Source organism: Arthrobacter sp. 2MCAF15, assembly GCF_052115605.1.
In the GTDB taxonomy this organism is placed as follows: Bacteria; Actinomycetota; Actinomycetes; order Actinomycetales; family Micrococcaceae; genus Arthrobacter.
On record NZ_JBFRGZ010000016.1, the window covers coordinates 95,775 to 115,774 of the forward strand.

The window sequence follows — 20,000 nt, forward strand, 5'->3', positions numbered from 1 at the left end:
GCACTCACGCGGTCATCTATCTACCGAAGACCCCGGATCTGCGCATAGGGAAAGGTCGGGGGAAACAGCTCCCCGGGCGTTCGGTGTTCACTGTCGCGCTCCGAGTACGCTTCCCGCATCTTTTCGAAGAGCCGTTGGGCCTCCGCTCTGAGGCCCGGGATATCGATGCCCGGGATTTCGCCGTCGCGCATGACGAGGCGCCCCGCGACGACGGAGTGAGTGGCCTGCCGGGCTGTTCCGTTGAGCAGGAGGGTTCGAACCGGGTCGTCCAGGACGCCGTCCCTGATGTCGTCGAGCGAGAACGCAACAAGGTCAGCTTGGGCTCCTACTTCCAGCCTCCCCAGGTCCGGACGGCCGAGGGCGCGGGCTCCGCCAAGGGTTGCCGCTTCAAAGTAGTGTTCCGCGGGAGCCGCGTCCTGCCGGTGGTCAAGAAGTTTGGCCAGGTGCACGCCCGTGTCCATGCCCCGGATGAGATCCGGTGGGAAGGAGTCCGTTCCGAGGCACAGGTTAACGCCGGCCTCCCGGAAGGCCGCAAATGAGTCGAGAGCCATGCCGTATCTGAACGATGTCAGCGGACAATGGATGATGGAGATGTTGGCCTCCGCCAACGTTTGAAGATCGCCCAGATCGGTGCCATCCACAAGCGTATTGCGGTCCACGAAGATCCCGTGCGGGATGAGAAGGCGCTCAGCCAGCAGCCCTGTCTGCTTCAGAAGCTGGAGAGGCGTCAGTCCGTGCCAGCGCTGCAGCAGCTCCCGCTCCCGCGCCCCCTGAAGGCAGTGCAACCGCACAAGGACGTGCCGTTCGCGGGCGATTTCGGCCGTTGCGCGTAGAAGTTCCGCGGTAAGCGTTTCAATCCTGCACGGCAATAAGACCCCGTTAACCAGGGGATCGGCCAGATCCTCCGCGTAGTCCAGGAACCGAACGGCATCGGCAAGCCCGGCACGCCCCTGCTCCTCATCGAATGCGACGTCGCGTTGCGCATCGGCCCTGACGACATTTACACCGGAACGGTAGGCCGGGCCCAGATATCCCCGCAGCCCGATCTGGCGGGAGGTTTCGGCCATACCGGCAAGCTCCTCGAAGCTTTCTGCCCAGGCGGAATGGATTTCCGATGCTATGGGCATGTAGGTCGTAACACCGTGCATGGCCAGCTGCATTAAGGCGTACTTGCGAATGGTCTGGCGTTCCTGCGCTGTAAAGACGTCCGCGCGGCGGTTGTGGAAGTAGTCTTCGGACCATTGCATGCCGTTGGCCCGGTCCGTGGAAGCCCATGAGTCGATCAGCAGGTGATCGATGTCGGTGAGGGCATCAAGATCGATCAGGCCCGGTGTGATGAGGGACCGGCCAAGTTCGAATGACTGGTCGGCGCGGCCCTTGTAGTTCGGTCCGACATAGACGATGCGAGTGTCCTCAAAGACGACGTCGCCGTCGCGGATGAGAACGTGCTGACCGGATTCATGCCCGAGCACGAATTCCGCGCTGAATTTGGTGCGCAAACTAACCTCCGATTCGATGATGGGGCGGCCACTCAGCGGACCGCRCGAATCAAACCATACTCATTATGGTATACCACCGCCAAGGCCGGGTGCGATTGTCGGGAGACTGATCTTCCCGGAAACCCTTAAAGCTGGCTTTTGAAAGTGATTTACATCTCGCCCCGCTCTGACCTATTCTATTTTGGTATACAAACCGGTTTGTGAGCTAGACACGATATGTATCCCCGACCCAGCAACCGCCTAGTACGGGTGGCAGGTCTTTCCCCAAAGGACAGTTACTCCCATGGCCTCAGAAGCCCAGCTAATCAATCAACCTTCCGCTGCGGTCCCGGATCAACAGATCACGCGCCGACACTGGTGGACGGTCGTAACCGCGTCAATGCTTGTCTCAGTGGCGGCCGTCCTGATTGGCACGTACAAGTTCCAACTGGGGCCCGCCCCGGTGGTCCTCTTCCCCATCATCTGGGCCGTGGTCCTCGGCGGGATCCTCGGTACCCAGCGAATCCGCCGTCTCTCCGGGGCAAGCCGGGCCGTTGCAACGCTGCTCCTGGAGATTGGGATCATTCTCTTCCTTGCCCGGCTCGGCACCCAGATCGGGCCGTCGCTGGCCAAAGTCACTGAGATCGGTCCAGCCATCCTTCTGCAGGAAGTGGGGCACATCTTCGGCACCGTCATACTGGCGCTGCCGATTGCCGTGGCCATGGGGCTGGGCCGGGTGGCGGTCGGAGCCACCTGGTCCATCGACCGGGAATCGTTCCTCGCCTTCGCCATTCAGCGCTTTGGAGTCCGTTCCGGAGAGTACAGGGGTGTCTTCTCAGTGTGGTTGCTCGGCAGCCTCTTTGGTGCTGTGTTCATCTCCCTGCTTGCCGGATTCCTCGGCGGACTGAATATCTTCGATCCCCGAGCGCTGGCCCTGGGGCTTGGGCTCGGCTCGGCGTCGATGATGCTCGGGGGCGTCGGGGCGCTCTCCCTGCTCTACCCGGATCAGGCCGGCGAAATCATGGCGCTGGCCGCGTTGTCCAACCTCGTCACGAACATCGTTGGCTTCTACGCGGGAGTCTTCCTGTCCCTGCCTCTGTGCCGGAGGCTCTACGCCTTCTGGAGCCGGCTCTTCGGAAAGGACGACGACGGCCGGTCCACCCGCGGGGCACGCAGCCTGCCGGCGCTGCCTACTCCAACGCAGCTTGCCCCTCCGGTAGCCGTGGATGTGGATCCCACGCTCAAGGTGACGCCACGAATCACAATTCTCGCCTTTGCCATTGCCGGAGCCTCGGCCCTTGTCATGAACGTCGTCGGGACAAAGAACTTCTCCTGGAATGATGCAGCGGGCGTGATCGTCCTCTTGCTGCTGACGGGCCTGTCATTCCGTCTGGCCCGGTTTCTACCCTCGGTGCCATCAAGCGTGTGGGTACTGACCATCACAACGGTGCTTTCGGCGCCGTTCCTGCCCACTGCGGGGCTCATCGCCGGGCTGACCCAACACCTGGACGTCATTCTCATCGGGCTGCCGGCGCTGACCTTGATCGGGCTCACCGTCGGGCGGGACATCAAAGCGCTGAAGTCCCTGAGCTGGAAGATCATCGTGGTCGCCCTCGTGACCTACAGTGCATCCTTCATTGCGGCGGCCGCCCTGGGGCAGATGGCCCTCGGGCGGTAGCGGATCCGGCGCGGAACCGCCGGAAATACGAAACAGCGAGGCGTGCAAGGGGCGACGGCGGAAACCGCCGTCGCCCCTTGCACGCTGCCCACAGGGACTCTTTGGTATTCCAAAGAGCCTTTTCAAGCACTAGCAAGACCATCAGGCCACCCAAAATGCGGCACCAAACCGAAACTCAGGTATTTTTGGTATACCAAATATTGTCAGGAGACGACTATGGAAGAAATCCCCCACGCGCCCCGGGGACGGCCCCGGACACCTGCGGCTTCAAAGCTCGCATGGGCCCTCATCGCCTTGAGCCTCGTTTCCATTAACCTCCGGCCGGCGATTACGACCGTTGCCGGATCCATGGGCCAGTTGGAACAGAGGCTCGGGATAAGCGCCCAGACGATTCCCCTCCTTGCGGCGCTCCCGGTCCTTGCCTTCGGGATGTCCGCCCCATGCGGGCCGTGGCTCGCCCGGCGCCTGGGTGCGGGGAGAGCCGTCGCTCTTGCGATGCTGGTGCTCGCCGTGGCCCTGACCGCCCGCGTGCTGCTGCCGGTCCTTATGCTCCCCGGAACATTCCTTGCGGGGATGGCCATCATGACCGGCAGCGTGTTGTTGCCCCAGATCGTCAAGGCAAATGAGGGTACAGGCTGGTGGACGGGGCTGTGCAGCATGGGGTTCGGCCTCGGAGCGGCGCTGGGAGCGGGGCTGATCCAGCCGCTGCAGCGCGTATTGGGCGGAAGCCTGCAGGGTGCGCTGGCCATGTGGGCTATTCCTGCCGTGCTGGGGGCAGTGCTTATCCTCAGGCACGGCGGCAGGCGGACAGAACCCTTGGATCCGGGGGCATCCGTTCTCCCTGCACGCGCCTTTGCAGCCGACGGTTCGACCGCCGGCGCGGGGGCGCGGCCCCGCGCCGCGCGCTCAGTGCGGCTACAAAGGACTGCCTGGGCGGTGACCGCTTTCTTTGGGCTCCAGGCGATGCTGTATTTCGCGGTAACTTCATGGCTGACGGTCTTCCTTGTGTCGAAGGGCCTCACCGCCGGCAACGCTGCGGCGCTCCTTGCCTGGTTCAGCGTGGCTGGCCTTCCCGCCAGCCTGCTGGCACCCGTGCTGGCCAGCCGGCCGGCGGTTCTCAAAATCATGGCGCCCGGTTTGGGGGTGCTCGTGGCGGCGGCGTTGCTCGGTGTGCTGGCGGGCCCGGCTGAGCTGCAGTTCGTCCTGGTGGGTGTTTTGGGGGTTGTCCAGAGCGCGGGATTCGGGCTTGCCATTGCGCTCGTGGTGCTCCGATCGGCGGGGCCTCAAACCGCCGGGAAACTGTCGGCGATGAGTCAGGGCCTGGGTTTCGCCGTCGCTTCCCTGGGACCTTTGGGGGCTGCCCTGCTTCATGATGTGACCGGCGGCTGGGACGCTGCGTTCTGGGCCCTGGCAGGAGTGGCTATGCTGCTGGCGCTGGCGGGGTACTTCGCGGTGAATGGACGCATCGTGTCCGTCGAGGAAGGAACTGTGCCCGCCGGAGAGGCCCGGCCGGCCGGCGTCGGAAGCTGATCCAGGCATAAGCAGGCAAAGGAAAAGTGGCAGGTCCCTCAAGAGTGGGGCCTACCGTCTCGCCGTCGACAAGCAGCAGCTCGGCCGGATCGCCGGCTTCAAGTCCCGGCCGGTGCGCGGTGCCTTTCAGCCGGGTGGCGGCCGGATCCAGAACGCTGGCGCCGCCCACTGTGGCGATCGCAAGGCAGTGTTCGATCAGCTCGTCCCGGCGGAAGCCGTGGGTGAAGGCGAGCTGCCAGGTGCGGTCCAGCATGTCGGTATTGCCGTAGGGGGACCAGTAGTCGCGCTGGCCGTCTTCGCCGAGACCGACGCGGACTCCGGCCTCGGCCAGGAGCGGGAGCGGGAGCTGGCCGGATACCGCCGGAGCCACGGAGGCCATGGAAACATCCAGCTCCGCGAACTCCTCGATCAGCCGGCGCGTGGTCGCCTCGGAGACGCTGCCCAGCTGATAGGCGTGCGACATGGTGACCTTGCCCTGCATCCCCAGGGCGCGCGTGCGCTCCAGGACGAGGTCCGTGCTGAACACACCGAGCTCACCGGGCTCGTGGAGGTGGATGTCGATGGGAACCTGGTACTTCTCCGCGAGGCCGAAAACGATGTCCAGATGACGTGCGGGATCGCGATCCAGGCTGCACGGATCAATGCCACCCATTACGTTGGCCCCGGCCTTGAGTGCTGCCACCATCAGCGGGACGGTGCCCTCCTCGAGCAGGAGGCCGGCCTGCGGGAACGCGATGATTTCGACGTCGGCCTGGTCCTTGAACTGTTCCTTGGCGGCCACAACGGCCTCGAAGCGCTCCAGCCGGCAGTCCACGTCAATCTGGGCATAGGAACGGACGCGGGTGGTACCGCGCGCGATCATCCGGCCCAGCGTGTTGTTGACCCGTTCCTGCAGCGGCACCTCGGCGTTGCGCCAGTTCTCCCGGTCATTCATCATCATGGTCCAAACGCCGGGACCGCCGGTGTGCTCACGGAACGGCAGGCCGATGCGGGTCGAGTCCAGATGGACGTGGACATCCGAGAAGGACGGGAGCAGCAACCGGCCGCGGCCCTCCACGACCGTGACTGCCTCGCCCCGGATGCCGGACGAGTCCGCCGGCGTTCGCACCGGGTCATGCGGTTCGACGGCGGCGATCTTGCCGTCCTTGACCAGGACGTCGCTCAGCGGCTGTCCCCATGGACGGACGGCGCGGATCAGGGTAGTCAATGTAATGCTCCTTTGTGTTGGGTCTATTGCACACCGGCGGGGGCGGCAGCTGCCAGCCCCGCGTGGTGGCATGCCGGTGCGGCCGGGCCGGCGGGCGAGGGAATGCCGCTGATGCAGCGCTGTTGCTTGCTTTCGGTCAGCGTGCCGAACAGCGGACAGCGGGTGCGGAAGACGCAACCGCTGGGCGGGTTGGCCGGCGACGGGAGGTCTCCGCGGAGCCGGATCTTCACCTGTTGCCGGGCTGCCCGTGGATCGGGCAACGGCACCGCGGACAGCAGCGCCTGCGTGTACGGGTGCCGGGGAATGCGGAACAGTTCCTCGCGGGGACCCTGTTCGACAATCTTGCCGAGGTACATGACGGCCACCTGGTGGGAGATGTGCCGGACGACGGAGAGGTCGTGGGCAATGAAGATGTACGCGACACCGGAGTCGCGCTGGATCTCCTGGAGCAGGTTGACCACCTGCGCCTGGACGGAGACGTCCAGGGCGGACACCGGTTCGTCGCACACGATCACCGAAGGGTTCAACGAAATGGCCCGGGCAATACCCACGCGCTGTCGCTGGCCCCCTGAGAACTCATGCGGAAAGCGGTTGTAGTGTTCGGGCTTGAGTCCCACCTGTTCCATGAGTTCTTTGACGCGGTTCTTCAGCCCTGCGGGCGGATTGATCTTCTGCGCCACCATCGGCGCGGCGATCGCGGTACCGACCGTCTGCCTCGGGTTGAGCGACGCGAACGGGTCCTGGAAGATCATCTGGACCTTGCGCCGGAAGTTGTACAGATCCTGCCCGCGCAACTGGCTGATGTCGACGCCGTCGACGACGATCCGCCCGCCCGTGGGGTCCAGCAGGCGGGCGACCATGCGGCCCGTCGTGGACTTTCCGCACCCGGACTCACCCACAAGTCCGAGCGTCTGGCCTCGGTCGAGACTGAACGAGACGCCGTCGACGGCCTTGACGGTTTTGGCTGCGCGGCCGCCGCCGGGGGAGAAGAGCCCGCCCTTGACGGGGAAATGCTTTTGAAGGTTCTCCACCTGGAGAATTGGCTGCCTGTCCATGTCGGTCCTAACGCGAAGTCCGGATAGTGATGAGCTGGGGGGTGCTGAGATGGCAGCGCTTGCCGTGGCCGGCCTCCACCAGAAGCTCGGGCCTCTGCTCGCGGCAGACGTCGGCGTCGGCTAGGGCGGCGTATTCGCACCGGGAGCTGAAGATGCACCCTGACGGCAGGTCAAGCAGCGACGGCGGCTGGCCGGGGATCGGGTTGAGGCGGCCGGAGGTGCCGGTGAGCGTCGGCATGGAATTGAGGAGGCCCAGGGTGTACGGATGCCGGGTGTCGTGGAAGATCTCGTCCACCGGTCCGGACTCGACGCATTGGCCGCCGTACATGACAAGCACGGAATCGCAGACCTCGGCCACGACGCCCAGATCGTGGGTAATGAGGATCAGCGCAGAGTTGGTTTCCGCCTGGAGTTCGGCCATGAGGTCCAGGATCTGCGCCTGGACCGTCACGTCCAGGGCCGTTGTGGGCTCGTCCGCGATGAGCAGTTCAGGCTCGCAGATGAGGGCCATGGCGATCATGGCCCGCTGCCGCATACCGCCGGAGAAATGGTGCGGGTACTCGTCGTAGCGCTGCTCGGGGCTGGGAATCCCCACCCGGCCGAGCATGTTGATGGCCGCGGTCCGGGCCTCCTTCTTGCTCGCCTGGTGATGGACGAGGTAGGCCTCCGCAATTTGGTGCCCGACGGTATAGAACGGATGCAGTGCCGACAGCGGGTCCTGGAAGATCATGCCGATGTTCCGGCCCCGCAGCTGGCGCATCCCGGACTCGGACAGCGTGATCAGGTCCTTGCCCTGGAACAGGGCGTGGCCGGAGACCTGGGCGGAGGTGCCCTTGAGCAGGCCCATCAGTGCCTGGCTCGTCACCGACTTTCCGGATCCGGATTCGCCAACGATGCCAAGCGTCTGCCCGCGCTCAAGGGTGAAGTCCATGCCGTTGACGGCCGAGACCAGGCCGTCGTCGGTGGGGAACGCAACTGACAGGTTCCGGACATCCAGGAAGGCGCCAGCCCCGCTGTCGGCCCCTGCAGGGGTTGGCGCGGGGGACGGCAAAGTGGCCGGCGCGCCGGGATAGGTCTGGGTCATTGGAGCCTCACTCGGGGATCGATGGCGGCATAGGCGAGATCGACGGCGACATTGGCGACGATCACGAAGAAGGCGGCCAGCATGGTGATCGCCATGGTGACAGGCAGGTCGCCGGAGATTGCGGCCCGGACGGCGGTGAATCCGAGCCCCGGCACGGAGAAGATCTGTTCGGTGAGGACGGCGCCGCCGAGCAGCAGGCCGATGTCCATGCCGAGCATTGTCACGATCGGGGTGATTCCGGCCCGGACGCCGTGTCTGAACGTCACGGTCCGCGGTGCCAGTCCCTTGGCCCGGGCGGTGCGGATGAAGTCCTCGCCGAACGTTTCAATCATGTTGGTGCGGGTGACCCGGATGTAGGACGCGCTGAACAGCACGGCGAGGGCAATCCATGGCAGCAGAAAGTTCAGCACCCAGGCCCCCGGTCCCTGGGCTCCGAACGGGCTGGTGATCTCATTGGTGGTGAACGGCAGGAGATGCAGCTGATTGACGAACACCAGCAAGAGGAACAGGCCGGTGACCGGGATCGGCAGTGAGACGCCCACCGACGCGGCGCCGACGATGAACTTGTCGGTGGCACTGCCTTTCCTGAGTGCTGCGAGCAGGCCAAGACCCACGCCCGACACCGTCCAGAGGACCAGGGCGCCGACTGCCATCGAGAGAGTGTAGGGCAGCGACCGGCTGATGATGTCCGAGACGTTTTCATTCGTCTGGAACGATTTGCCGAGACAGGGCCACTGGCAGACGGATTCGGTGCCGGGGGCGCCGATCATGCGCGGCGAAACCAGCCCGCGCATGTAGTCGGCGTACTGGATGAGGAACGGCTGGTCCATGCCGAGGGCGACGCGCGCCTCGGCGACGCGTTCCGGCGTACATTCCTGGCCGCAGGCGGCCGAGGCCGGATCTGCCGGACCCAGCTGGAACAGGGTGAAGGTGATGAAGCTGACGGCTATGAGTAGCAGGACCAGGGAGCCTGTCCGGCGAATTATGAATCTGATCATTGTGGTTTGCGGGCCGCCCGCCTGAATCCGGGCGGCCCGCGTCTCCTTCTGTGAGGACCGGTTAGTGCTCGACGCCGACGATCGAGAGGTCGATGCCGCCGAAGAAGTAGCCCACCTGCGCGTTGCGGATGTTGGAGCCGACGACGCTGTTCGTGTGGCTGCGGACGAGCGGAATGATCGGGTAGGTCTTCAGGGCCTTTTCAAACTCCTCGGACCACTTCTGGCCCAGCTCCTCCGAGGTCCCCGCGGTGTCCCGCAGCTCAAACATGGCCTTGGACACCTCAGGGTCGAAGTAGCGGGAGGTGTTGGAGAATCCGTAGGTGGTGCCGTCGTTGTTCGGGCCGAGGATGGGGTCCGCCGAGGTCCGGATCGACGCCGGATCGGCGCCGCCGCACCAGCCTGACCGTCCGATGTCCGGCAGCTGCTCACTGGCCATGACGGAGTAATAGTTCGGGGCCGGAATCGGCACCAGCTGTACGTCGATGCCCAGGGCCTTGAGGTTTTCCTGGACCACGGTGCCCGTGTTCTTGTAGGCGTCCCGGTTGTTGGCGTAGCCAAAGGTGAGGGTCTTGGGGTAGGTCTTGCCTTCGAGGAGCTTCTTGGCTTCGTCCAGCTTGGGCTTTCCGCTGGGATCGATCTCCAAGTCCTGGGCCACATACCCGCGCATCTTGTCGTTGAGCGGCGTCTGGGTGAGCTCGCCGAAGCGGCGTCCGCCGTACTGGACCAGGATCGACTGGCGGTCCAGGGCAAGGGCAATTGCCTTGCGGACATCCGGGTCCTGGATCTTCTGGGTGTTCAGGCTCAGCACGTCGTTGCAGCCCAGCAGCCCTGAGGCGACCCGGTCCTTGACCTGGGCATCGGCCAGCTTGGCCGAATCCGAGGTCTGCAAGGCACCGTTCGAGTCCAGGGTGATGGCGTTGGTGTCGGCGTTGGCCAGCAGCTGCTGGCTGATGGTGGCCTGCGACGTGGACAGGGAGAAGCTGAAGGTATCCGGGAGTGCCGTGCGGTTGGGGTCCGTCGCGGGATTCCAGTGCGGGTTGCGGACGAGCTTGAGCGACTTGCCGCGGTTGTACGATTCCACCATGTAGGGACCGGATGAGACCGGATGGTTCGTGTAGTCCAGTTTGGTGTCCTTGTCCTGGGGCACAGGAGCGGTGTTGGACCGTGAGGCCAGCGCAGGAAATTCAGCGAACGGCTTCTTCAGGTGGAAGACGACAGTGCGCTGGTCCGGAGTCTCGACTGCCTGGAGCACGGCGGCAGGATCCTTGTAGGGGCCTTTGTAGCCGCCGGCGTCGAGCGCGGAATTCAGCTCCTGGGGCGCCTGGGTGTAGACGTCCTGGGCGAAGGTGCGTTCGATGCCGTATTTGACGTCCGCCGAAGTGATGGGGCGGCCGTCCTCGAACTTGACGCCGTCCCGGAGCGTGAACGTCCAGGTGAGGCCGTCGGCTGAAACTTTCCCGGTGTCTGTGGCGAGGTCCGGGACGATGGTGGGCGGCTGGCCCGCGGTTTCCTTGGCCATGGTGAGCGTCCGGTAGTACAGCTGTCCGACGTTGGCCGTCTGGACGTAGTTGCTGTTTCCAGGGTCAAGCGTCTGGAAGTCGGAGGACATCAGAACGTTGATGTTGCCGCCCTTGGTGGTGAAGCCGGGCTTGACCACCGCCGCGGCCGAATCCGTCCCTGAACCACTGGCTTTGCTGGCGGCCGGCTGGCCCTGGGACGCGGCACAACCGGTGGCTGCCATGGAGATCAGCACGGCAAGTGCCAGCACTCTGGATGGGTATTTCATGGTTCTCCTCATACGGGGTGGGTGGTGGTGATGGGTGCTAGTGGCGTGAGGCCTTGGGGTCCAAGGCATCGCGGACGGCGTCGCCGAGCAGGTTGAAGGCCAGGACGGTGATGATGAGCATGGCGCCGGGGACGGCCAGGAACCATGGATCGCTGAGGTACCAGTTGCCGGACTGGGCGGCGTTGAGCATCTGGCCCCACGACGGCGTCGGGTCTTTGACTCCGACTCCGAGGAAGGACAGCGCGGCTTCCGCGGAGATGTTGGTGGGGATGAGCATGGTGGCGTATACCAGCACGACGCCCATGACATTGGGGATGATCTGCCGAAACAGCACGCTGAGGTGCGAGGCCCCAAACGAGCGGGCCGCCTCAACAAATTCACGCTCCCGGAGGCTGAGGACCTGCCCCCGGACGATCCGGGCAAGATACGCCCAGCCGAAAAATCCCAGGATGATGACCAGCGAGGCCATCGGCAGGAAGCTGCCTTGGCCCAGAGGCGTGCCGCGCAGCCGGGACTGCAGGATGGGCGTCAGCGAGAGCACCAGCAGAAGGTGCGGGAACGCGAGGAACAGATCCATGATGCGGCTGATAATCGCGTCCGCTTTTCCCCCGAAGTAGCCGGCCGCCGCCCCGAGCACGGTGCCAAGGAGAACGGAGACAGCGGTTGAAAGGAGGGCGATGGTGAGGGAGACCTGACCGCCAAAGGCAAGCCGGGCAAACAGATCCCGCCCGAGCCCGGGTTCCACCCCCAGCCAGTGCTGCCCGGAGGGATACATGTAGCCGGGAAGCGGCAGGCCCGGGGTTTCGAAGTCATCAAGCACCTCCGGGCTGGTGTTGGAGGTGAAGGGATCATTTCCGGACCAGGCACTGAGGAGAGGCGCGAGGACAGCAAAGAGCACGATCGCCACCACGACACAGAGGCTCAACAGGGCGATCTTGCTCCTGCGGATCCTCAGCCAGGCCGTGGCCAGCAGCGACCGGGCGTGGGCGGGAACCGCACTGACGGTGGTTTGGTCACCGAGGGACAAGGGGCGGCTGACGCCGCTGCTGCCATCGTCGCTATCGCTGGCGCCGGGCAACGGACTCGCAGCAGTTGGTGTGGCACCGGACTGAAGCTGGGTCATCGGGAACGCTCGATTCAGGGTCCAAGGAGCAAGCTCCATCGTTTTGTATACCAAACAAAGATTAGGGCACCATTTGTGCGATGTAAATCACAACTTGGCATCATCTGGAATACCAGAGAATGATGTGGCCTGGGCGGCGCCGTGACTGGGCCGGCCTGCCGATAGCGGTGGCAACGCACTTGGGGGTTAGCTGCGCGGGAGCCTTCGCCTGTGCCCGGAACCGGCAGTCGGGCGCGTGTATGCTCAGGTGGAACGCTGAGCGGCACCGTCCGCCAGGGCCACGGGGTGAGTGATGAACGGCGGTGTGAGTGTGGTTGAACCGAAAGGTGATGCGCTGAACGGGCGTGATGACGAAGTCCGGGCCGAACACGTGTATCAGCTGGTTCTTGAAGGGATCGTGACCGGCAAATACGAGCAGGGCATGCGGCTTCGCGAACGGGAACTGTCAGAACTTCACAACGTGTCGAGGATTCCCGTGCGGGAGGCCATCCAGCGTCTGGAACAGGACGGCTTCGTTGAAACTTTCCCCCGCCGGGGTGCGGCGGTACGGCGGCTAACGCTCACGGACGTCAACGAACTCTTCGACGTCCGGCTCTGCCTCGAAACCTTTGCCGCGCGGACCGCAGCGGTCCGGGTTGCCGAGGGGCAAAACGGCGCAAAGCTGCAGGAACTTGTGGACCAAACGCGACGGGCGATCGACGAGGGTCCGGAGGCGAAGGTTGCGAGTCTCAGCGCGGAATTCCACGCCGAGATAGTGCGGCTCTCCGGCAACCGGCTGCTGGTCGAATCGGTCAAGCCACTGTTTGGCCGCATGCGCTGGATCTTCGGCCTCGCCCACAACCGCAGCAATGAACTCCAGCGTGACGAGCACGTGGAGCTCTGCAATGCCATCCTCAAGGGCCGCCCCGATTTGGCCTACTCGCTGGCGTATTCGCACATCGAACTGGGACGTGAACCAGTTCTTGCCGGTCTCGCCCACACGCTCGCGCCGTAGCCGCCTGGGTATCCGGCCCACCGCCCTCTCCTGCGGGACGACAGTCATCACAGGCGCGCGAGCTGGGGTCGCCGTAGTACTCGCTGAAAACCGGGCGCATACTACGGCGACCCAGCTCGAAGGGAAGAAACTCGGCATCCCTCTCGCCGGTCAAATCTCGCCATCAAGTTCATGCAACGCAATGGGATGAACGTCGACAAAGGTCACTCTGATTCAGATGGCACCGTCGGCCCCGGAGCGCAGACGCAGGATTTGGGGCTCTTTGTGATGTCAGACGCCGGATTTGCCCAGACGATCAAGAGTCGCACACCTGTCGGCGGGAAACCCGACAAGTCCTTGTTTACCAGCGAACTGCCGACGCAGTAACCGTGGCAATTGATCGACATGAAGCCGCTCCTGAACGAAGGACCGGAACTAGCGAGCGAGACTGCGTGGACCTCGAAGAAGCCGCGGTCGTCGTCCATGACGTCGTCAAAACGGCGGTCAGTAACCGTTCTTGCTGGTAACGGTGTTGCGATGCGGACCCGAGGGCAGTGACCTTCTCCACCATCGGTGTGAGGTTCCCACGAATCTCGCCGGCGCCCCTGCGAATAGTGAAGGTCAGGCGGCTGGGTTCGCGGTTCGGGTCCAGCTTGTCGATCAGAACCCGAAAATGGTCAGGTCCGGGCGGCCACAATCGACTGCTCCTGGGGATAAATCGGAGCTTCGAAGAGCCCGTGAGAGCGTCCCACACCCGTCCCAAATACCGGCGGAATCCTGGTGGATCCACATACCATGGTGTATCTGGCCCTCTTTTACGCCATCACGGCACAGGACGTGGCCGGGGGCCATAGAACGCCTCACGGAGCCACCACTCCAACCATGAGCGGCACCGCGGTCATGGCCCTGCCGTCGCAGTTCCTGCGTCGGCCTCCGGCAGATCGCGCCCGCACAGATCGCCTGAGTTCAGAACGTCACCGGCGTGCCATTACGCACCACGCGCAGCGGAGCCGGACGGTTGACCACTAGTTCCGGCGCGGAGGCGGCAGCGAATTCCACCCGATGTGCCGAGCCAGCGCCGGAGAAGCCGAGCACCTCCGGGACACCCACCAGCTCGGCCCCGCCCACCGTGGCGATGCGCAGGCAGTGCTCCAACTCAGCATCCGTCAGTGCGCCCGTTCGGTAGCCGAGCAGGTGCATGCGGTCCACCATACTGCCGGTGCCAAACGGTGACCAGGAGTCACGGACAGCGTCTGAGCCCAGGGCAACCCGAACCCCGTGGTTTTCCAGGAGGCCCAGGGCCGGGACAGGGTCCGCACCCAGCGCACACGTGGCCACCCACATGCCCGCGTCCGCCATCGCGTCCAGCGTCATGGACAGGTCCGGCTCTGAAGGTTCACAGAGGGCGAAGGCGTGCCCAATGGTCACAAGACCCTGGAGCCCTTCCGCGATGGTCCTCCTGGCGATTTCGCGGAGCTGCATCAGGGCGTCCTGGCCCGTATCATGAAGGTGAATATCCAGGTGCCGGCCGTATTTGCGCGCCAGCCCGAACACCGCGTCGAGATGGCCTCCGAGGTCCCCGTCCAGGGACTGGGGGTCAATGCCGCCCACCAGATCCGCACCCTCACTGAGGGAGGCCTCCATGAGCTCCAAAGTACCGGGGTTACTCAGCATCCCGAACTGCGGGAATGCCACGATCTGGACCTTGAGGTAGGGCGCCAGCCGCTCGGCGGCAGCACGGACGCCATGGATATTCTTCAGCCCGATCTGCGTGCCGACGTCCACGTGCGCCCTCATGGCCATTGTGCCGTTTTCCACTGCATTCCTCATTAAGGCATAGGCCTGGTCTTCCACACCGTCCGCATAACCGAGCTGGGCCTGAAGGTCGTGGGAGATGAGGTCTGACAGACGAGGAGCGGGCCGGCGGGAGAGCCAGGAGGAACCCCAGGTGGTCTTGTCCGGGTGGATATGTCCGTCCACGAAGCCGGGGGTGACCAGCACCCCAGCGGCATCGTCTCCGGCAACGGATGTGACGGGCACGATCATATGGTTCCTTTCCTTGCGCCGGTCCTTGAGCCGCGCGGGGCACCAGGGGCTTCAGCATGCCGATTACGACGGGCTTTATGGTATACCAAACATTCCAACACGCGGAAGTTTGATTCGTCATATTCATCCCTCGTGTGGCCTCGGATTCCTGAAGATCTGCACAATTTGGCTGAGCAGAAGGGGTGAGATCTTTGCCGTTGAAAGAATCTTTATGAGTTTTGGAATACCAAACATAGACATCGAAGTTGATCCGCCCTACTCTTATGAACATCGTTCATTTTGTGACCCATCTCTCAGGGCCACCGCGAAGGAGTTCCCGATGCCCAGTAACCCTGCCCCCGGCGGCCAGCCCCCCAGCTTGAAGAGGACCCTCGGCCTGCCATCACTTATTGCCTTCGGGCTGACCTCCATGGGCATCCTTTCCGTGGTGGCCGTCTACGGATCAGGCACCCAGATCAGCGACGGGCACCTGCCCGCGGCATATGTGCTCGCCGTCCTCGCCATGCTCTTCACCGCACACAGTTACGGGCGCATGGCGCGCCACGTTCCAGTCACCGGCGGCGCCTACGCTTACACTGCGAGGGCTTTCGGCGCCCCCGTCGGCTTCTTTGTGGGTTGGGCCATGATGCTGGACTACCTGTTCCTGCCCATGGTGAACTTCCTGATCTTCGGCCTGTACTTCAACAGCCTGTTCACCGGCGTTCCACCACAACTGGCCGTGCTGGGATGCTTGGCCGTGGTGGGGTTCTTTAGCGTCATCGGCGTGACCTGGGTGAAGAAGATGAACTTCGTGGTGGTGATTGCTTCTGTGCTGGTCATCCTAGTTTTCCTGGTTCTGGCGGTGGCCAATGCCCCACAGCTGAGCCCGGAAAGCGTCCTCCGACCACTGACGCCGGGGAACGGCGGATTCGCGCCCCTGATGGCTGCGGCTGCCATCGTGGCGTTTGCATTCCTCGGGTTTGACGGTGTGTCCACCCTGTCCGAGGAGGCACGCAACCCGAAGCGAGACGTGCCCCGCGGCATTCTCTTCGCCACCCTTTTGGCCGGCGTGGGCTATGTCCTCTTCTCCGTGGCGGGCAGCCTGATCGTGCCCAACTGGCACAGCCTCGGGAACCTGGATGCGGCCGGTACAGAACTCATGCAGAAGGCTGGCGGCGATGTGCTGATGGTGGTGTTCGTGCTGGTGAACCTCACTGGGCTGGTCCTCTGCGGCACGGCCGCGCAGATGAGCGTAAGCCGCGTGATCTTCGCCATGGGCCGTGACCGCATCCTGCCAGGTACCTTTGCCAGCCTGCATCCTCGCTTCCGGACACCCTTCATCGCAGCTCTGGTGGTCTCCGCATTTTCCCTGGTGGCCCTCTTCATCACCTTGGACCAGGCTGTTTACATGATCAACTTCGGCGCCCTGCTCGCCTTTGCCATGGTCAACTTGGCCACCATCAAAGTGTTGTTCTTCGATCTCCGCAAACGCGGAAGGATCGGCGTGCTACGCCACTTGGTCATGCCCGTAATCGGTTTCGCCTTCATCGCCTGGCTGTGGACCTCGCTGGCCTGGTTCACCTTTGCGCTCGGCGGCGTCTGGCTGCTCATCGGCCTGGTGATCTTCCTGGTCCGCCGGAAGCATTCGCATGGGGCAATGGCCTTGGACTTTGCCGAAGATGAGGCTTCCGAGGATGCCCCGGTAGATATGGAACAGCAGCTCACGGCCCCACAAGGCTGAGAATTTCAGACCGCGCCGCCGTCACACGGTGGAGGGACCACGGCGGAGCTTTGCATTGGTGGCATGCCGCGTCCGGGCTGCGGAGGAGTTTCCCTGTCAGGCATCGCATTTCCTCGCTGGAACTGTCATAGGAGCGAGAGACGCTGGCGCGGTAAGCGCAAAGGAGAAAGTCCTCCGAGTCGACGGCGCCCCGTCCGGAGTTCGTCTTCCGTGCCTTCGCAGGGCGGTGGATGGCGAAGTAGCCCGTGACCGCACTTACAGCGCTGGGAGCCTGGCCTCGCCCAGATCCGGGAGATTGCTCTGCGGCCCATCTGCTGGCCTACCGCACGGGCCGCCGCGACTGAGAAGTAGCTCGAGCGCTGCTACGGGATCGCGTCAGCGAAAGGGTCCATGGTTGCCCTGCGGCGTCGGCGTGAAGGAACACGACCTGTTAGCTGTAGCCGAGTGCGTCGGCGGCCAGTGGCGGCGGTGTGACGGCGCGGTGCTCGCCCAGTGTTGTGTGTCGAAAAGCTCAATTCCGAGGCCGCGGAGTCGGAGCATGAAATCGGAGAAAACCCCTGAACGCCGCGGCGCAAGGCGCCTCCAACGCGCGGCGCGGAAGTCCGCGGGAGAGGACTCCAATGATTCATCTGATGAGATACGCAGAGTACTACTTGACGCAATCTCCGCTATCAGCGGCTCTCCCGCTGTGCAGGGTGGTACTTTATCTGCATTTGGCAAGCCGATGTCCCGTCGGGGCCCTTGACCTTCTGGCCGCGCAGTTCCACCGTTCTGTCGCTGGCCCGGGTCAAACCGGCGACAACCTTCAGCAGTGTTGACTTGCCGCACGTGTGCCGGCCCAGGAATGCAGCCGGGCGGTGCCACCCTCGAAATATGAGCCTTACAGCAGTGGGAACAGCGGGCCCAGCGGTAAACCGGACGGCGCGTCGGCTGGCCACTTTCCCCAGTCATGGCGTAGACATGATGCCTATGACGACCACGCTCGAAGCACCGGCTCCTCAGGAGACCGACGAAAGTGAGGCCGCACGAGCTCATCGTGCACTCTTCTCAGACCCCGACACGGTGGAGGCGACAGTGGTACCGGACCTCGAGGCTTCCCGGGCAGCCGCTCAAGCTCCGGTCTTCTCCAGCCCGTACTGATCCGCAGTCCTCCGCGGGTACTACGGAGTACCGGCCCGACTCCAGAGGCAACCTGAAAGCCTCGACGGTCCCTATGCTGTCGCGGTCATCGTCGAGGGTGAAAAGATCGGCTAGGTGCCCTCCCCCCAGTCAAGGCCATCGGGCTCGCGCCGGAGCTGCGCTTACTTCGACAGCTCCCGTGCGGCGTCCGCCAGTGGACCGGGACTAGGTTCGATGCGTTTCGCCTCATAGCCCCGTAGGCATTACGAAATTGTTCCGTGAACGGAACAAATGGCTAAGGAGCAGGCACGCAGGCCACTGAGCCGCTACCTCGCTAGGACGTCGACTTTGAGTGGCGCGCAGGTTGTGACCAGCCAGTTGAAGCCGTCCTGGGAGGCGAACGCCAGCCCGCTTCCCGGGACGACTTCAAGGTCGTTTTCCGCGACCCGGTCCCCGAATAGCATGTAGGCGCGGGCGCTGTTGTCCCGCTTCGACATCCAGCCGATGCCGTCGAGGCCGATTGCGTGCGCGGCGTGGGCCCACTTCCTGGTCTGCGGGTAGTTGTCCATCGAGGTGTCGCTCAGCTGGTTGGCTTCGACACCAACGTAGCGCAGGCCGAGGCCGAAGAACTCTGCGATCTGCAGGGGCCGCTTCAGCTCGAGCCCGGCCAAGACGGTGTCGGCGTAGAGGCTGCGGGGCATCGGCGCCGGGACACCTACCGGGATGTCATGCAGCAGAGTCTCGGCAAGGGCACCTTCACGGGTCCCGGCCAGGTATAGCGCCGGGACTTGTGGGTTGCCGAAGAAGTGAAACCTGCCGGCGCCCCGTGGGCCGGGGTTGAACTGGGTCGGGCGGAAGCGGTTGGAGTGAACACGCTGCAGGACGGTGCCAGCGGCAAGCTCCCCGATGCGGGGTTGAAACGGGTTCGGCGGCTCCGGCGTCTCTGGCCAGGCGGCCGTCACCAGATGGCCCCGAAGTGGTCCTCTGCCGCGGCGAGCAGCCGCTCTGGATCTTTCAGGTAGTCCACGGGCATGCCCTGATCGGCGAAGGCGGAAGAGTGCGTGCCCATCCACAGCACCACGTCTTCGTCCGGGACGTTGAGTCCGCGGGTCAGCGCGAGCAGTTCCGCGATGACCGGTAGCACGGTCCCGCGATGCATATCGAACTGGAATCTCGGGTAGCGGATGGCGTGCCGGCGGGCGTAGCCCAGCAGCTTGCCGGCAGCACGCTGTGATGAGGCGAGGTTCCGGTTGTTGGGGTTGCCGCCGAGCATTTCGGCCACCTCGGTACTGCTGAGGGACGGCAGCTCGCGTTCAATCTTGCGCCACCAGTTCTCTTCCGCCTGGAGGCTGCGGGCCAACTCCGGCGAGGCCGGCTCAGGGTTCGCTGCAATGGCAACCCCGAGAGCGGAGATGCTCTTCGCCTCGCTCTCGGCTCGTTTCAGGATCCACGCCTCTACGTTGGCGTTCCCGGAGGCTTCCTTCACTGTGGTGTCCGTGGAGGACTTGGCGAACATGTGGAGGACTTGCGCGGTTTCGGCAGTCCGGTAGGCGGTCTTGGCCTTCTTCTTCCGGAGCACAGCGCGCCGCGGAGCAACCATTTCCTTCTCCTGACCAATGACATTTATTACACCTCATCCTAGCGTGTGCTCCGTCATTCGTGAAGGGTCAGGCGGCAGCCGACAGCCCTCCCGCGGACGCTGCGTCGACGATGAATAGCTAGGTCCGGGGGAGTGGCAGCCGCAGGGTCCCGATCCTCGCTCGACGCTCGAGCGGGCGCCGCCGACCCGCGGCTCCTACCCTCCGAGCCCGGCTACGTCATCCTGCACGACGTTGGACTTCCGCTCAGAGTCGCCATGCCTGTTCTCATCGGCGGATTCCAGCACCTGGTCCAGGGCGGCCTGCTAGTGGGGATACTGGTGATGATCGGCTCGGGTGTCGGCATCAGAGCCCTGCGGCAGGCACCATCCATGGGCTTCATCAGCCGCGCCGAGGTCCTTCACGTTTAGCTATGAGGGCGTGGGCCTGGAGTCCGAGAACCGCCCTCCAGGCCGCTACTGGTAACGGTGCATATTCAGTTTCGAACTATTCTGTAGGTCTGTCGGCTGATGCTGGCCGAAACTGCCGACACCGCGATGGTGAACCGTAGCCGGTTCACTTGTAGTGGGCGGGGCGAACTTCCGGCAGTTCGGATCCTCGTCGAC

At 64.1% G+C, this 20,000-nt stretch carries 17 protein-coding genes and 1 pseudogene; 6 read left to right on the top strand and 12 right to left on the bottom strand.

The window, feature by feature from the left end:
- Positions 1 to 20: 20 nt before the first annotated feature.
- Positions 21 to 1,499: a chlorohydrolase family protein gene (locus tag AB4089_RS17365; RefSeq protein ID WP_441410518.1), complete on the bottom strand. Its 1,479-nt coding sequence runs from the start codon at positions 1,497 to 1,499 to the stop codon at positions 21 to 23.
- A gap of 379 nt (positions 1,500 to 1,878) precedes the next feature.
- On the opposite strand from AB4089_RS17365, the gene AB4089_RS17370 reads away from it, so the two are divergent.
- Together AB4089_RS17370 and AB4089_RS17375 are read left to right on the top strand one after the other, a co-directional pair.
- Positions 1,879 to 3,156, top strand: coding sequence for a DUF3100 domain-containing protein (locus AB4089_RS17370; protein WP_441410519.1), 1,278 nt, complete (start codon positions 1,879 to 1,881; stop codon positions 3,154 to 3,156).
- Positions 3,157 to 3,372: 216 nt separating this feature from the next.
- Positions 3,373 to 4,686: an MFS transporter gene (locus tag AB4089_RS17375; RefSeq protein ID WP_441410520.1), complete on the top strand. Its 1,314-nt coding sequence runs from the start codon at positions 3,373 to 3,375 to the stop codon at positions 4,684 to 4,686.
- Here AB4089_RS17375 and AB4089_RS17380 read toward each other — a convergent pair.
- The 6 genes from AB4089_RS17380 to AB4089_RS17405 form a co-directional block, all read right to left on the bottom strand.
- A complete protein-coding gene (locus AB4089_RS17380) occupies positions 4,577 to 5,893 on the bottom strand; it encodes an amidohydrolase family protein (protein WP_441410521.1) in 1,317 nt (438 codons plus the stop codon). The two genes, AB4089_RS17375 and AB4089_RS17380, sit on opposite strands and share 110 nt — an antisense overlap.
- A 23-nt stretch (positions 5,894 to 5,916) precedes the next feature.
- Positions 5,917 to 6,948, bottom strand: a complete 1,032-nt coding sequence (locus tag AB4089_RS17385) for an ABC transporter ATP-binding protein (RefSeq protein ID WP_441410522.1) — start codon at positions 6,946 to 6,948, stop codon at positions 5,917 to 5,919.
- A 7-nt stretch (positions 6,949 to 6,955) separates the two neighbouring features.
- A complete protein-coding gene (locus AB4089_RS17390; RefSeq protein WP_441410523.1) occupies positions 6,956 to 8,032 on the bottom strand; it encodes an ABC transporter ATP-binding protein in 1,077 nt (358 codons plus the stop codon).
- On the bottom strand, positions 8,029 to 9,030 hold the full coding sequence (locus AB4089_RS17395; protein WP_441410524.1) for an ABC transporter permease: 1,002 nt from the start codon (positions 9,028 to 9,030) through the stop codon (positions 8,029 to 8,031). The genes AB4089_RS17390 and AB4089_RS17395 overlap by 4 nt, the downstream gene beginning before the upstream one ends.
- A gap of 61 nt (positions 9,031 to 9,091) precedes the next feature.
- On the bottom strand, positions 9,092 to 10,816 hold the full coding sequence (locus AB4089_RS17400) for an ABC transporter substrate-binding protein (protein ID WP_441410525.1): 1,725 nt from the start codon (positions 10,814 to 10,816) through the stop codon (positions 9,092 to 9,094).
- 37 nt (positions 10,817 to 10,853) lie between these two features.
- Complete coding sequence (locus tag AB4089_RS17405; RefSeq protein ID WP_441410526.1) at positions 10,854 to 11,939, bottom strand: ABC transporter permease; 1,086 nt, start codon at positions 11,937 to 11,939, stop codon at positions 10,854 to 10,856.
- 310 nt (positions 11,940 to 12,249) lie between these two features.
- On the opposite strand from AB4089_RS17405, the gene AB4089_RS17410 reads away from it, so the two are divergent.
- Both AB4089_RS17410 and AB4089_RS17415 read left to right on the top strand, forming a co-directional pair.
- Complete coding sequence (locus AB4089_RS17410) at positions 12,250 to 12,933, top strand: GntR family transcriptional regulator (protein WP_441410527.1); 684 nt, start codon at positions 12,250 to 12,252, stop codon at positions 12,931 to 12,933.
- A gap of 186 nt (positions 12,934 to 13,119) precedes the next feature.
- Positions 13,120 to 13,299, top strand: a complete 180-nt coding sequence (locus AB4089_RS17415) for a hypothetical protein (protein WP_441410535.1) — start codon at positions 13,120 to 13,122, stop codon at positions 13,297 to 13,299.
- Between the two features lie 65 nt (positions 13,300 to 13,364).
- On the opposite strand, the pseudogene AB4089_RS17420 reads toward AB4089_RS17415, so the two are convergent.
- Positions 13,365 to 13,597: pseudogene (locus tag AB4089_RS17420) on the bottom strand (3-deoxy-7-phosphoheptulonate synthase); the annotation flags it as partial.
- 281 nt (positions 13,598 to 13,878) lie between these two features.
- A complete protein-coding gene (locus AB4089_RS17425) occupies positions 13,879 to 14,952 on the bottom strand; it encodes an amidohydrolase family protein (RefSeq protein ID WP_441410528.1) in 1,074 nt (357 codons plus the stop codon).
- 325 nt (positions 14,953 to 15,277) lie between these two features.
- Here AB4089_RS17425 and AB4089_RS17430 point away from each other — a divergent pair, with 325 nt between their 5' ends.
- Positions 15,278 to 16,678, top strand: coding sequence for an APC family permease (locus AB4089_RS17430; protein ID WP_441410529.1), 1,401 nt, complete (start codon positions 15,278 to 15,280; stop codon positions 16,676 to 16,678).
- A gap of 671 nt (positions 16,679 to 17,349) precedes the next feature.
- Here AB4089_RS17430 and AB4089_RS17435 read toward each other — a convergent pair.
- The 3 genes from AB4089_RS17435 to AB4089_RS17445 all read right to left on the bottom strand — a co-directional run bounded on the left by AB4089_RS17435 (position 17,350) and on the right by AB4089_RS17445 (position 19,397).
- Positions 17,350 to 17,616, bottom strand: a complete 267-nt coding sequence (locus tag AB4089_RS17435) for an ATP-binding cassette domain-containing protein (RefSeq protein WP_441410530.1) — start codon at positions 17,614 to 17,616, stop codon at positions 17,350 to 17,352.
- A 507-nt stretch (positions 17,617 to 18,123) separates the two neighbouring features.
- A complete protein-coding gene (locus AB4089_RS17440) occupies positions 18,124 to 18,759 on the bottom strand; it encodes an RES family NAD+ phosphorylase (RefSeq protein WP_441410531.1) in 636 nt (211 codons plus the stop codon).
- Positions 18,756 to 19,397: a hypothetical protein gene (locus AB4089_RS17445; protein ID WP_441410532.1), complete on the bottom strand. Its 642-nt coding sequence runs from the start codon at positions 19,395 to 19,397 to the stop codon at positions 18,756 to 18,758. Before AB4089_RS17445 ends, AB4089_RS17440 begins: the two co-directional genes overlap by 4 nt.
- A gap of 132 nt (positions 19,398 to 19,529) precedes the next feature.
- Here AB4089_RS17445 and AB4089_RS17450 point away from each other — a divergent pair, with 132 nt between their 5' ends.
- Complete coding sequence (locus AB4089_RS17450; protein ID WP_441410533.1) at positions 19,530 to 19,805, top strand: hypothetical protein; 276 nt, start codon at positions 19,530 to 19,532, stop codon at positions 19,803 to 19,805.
- The last annotated feature ends 195 nt before the right edge of the window (positions 19,806 to 20,000 follow it).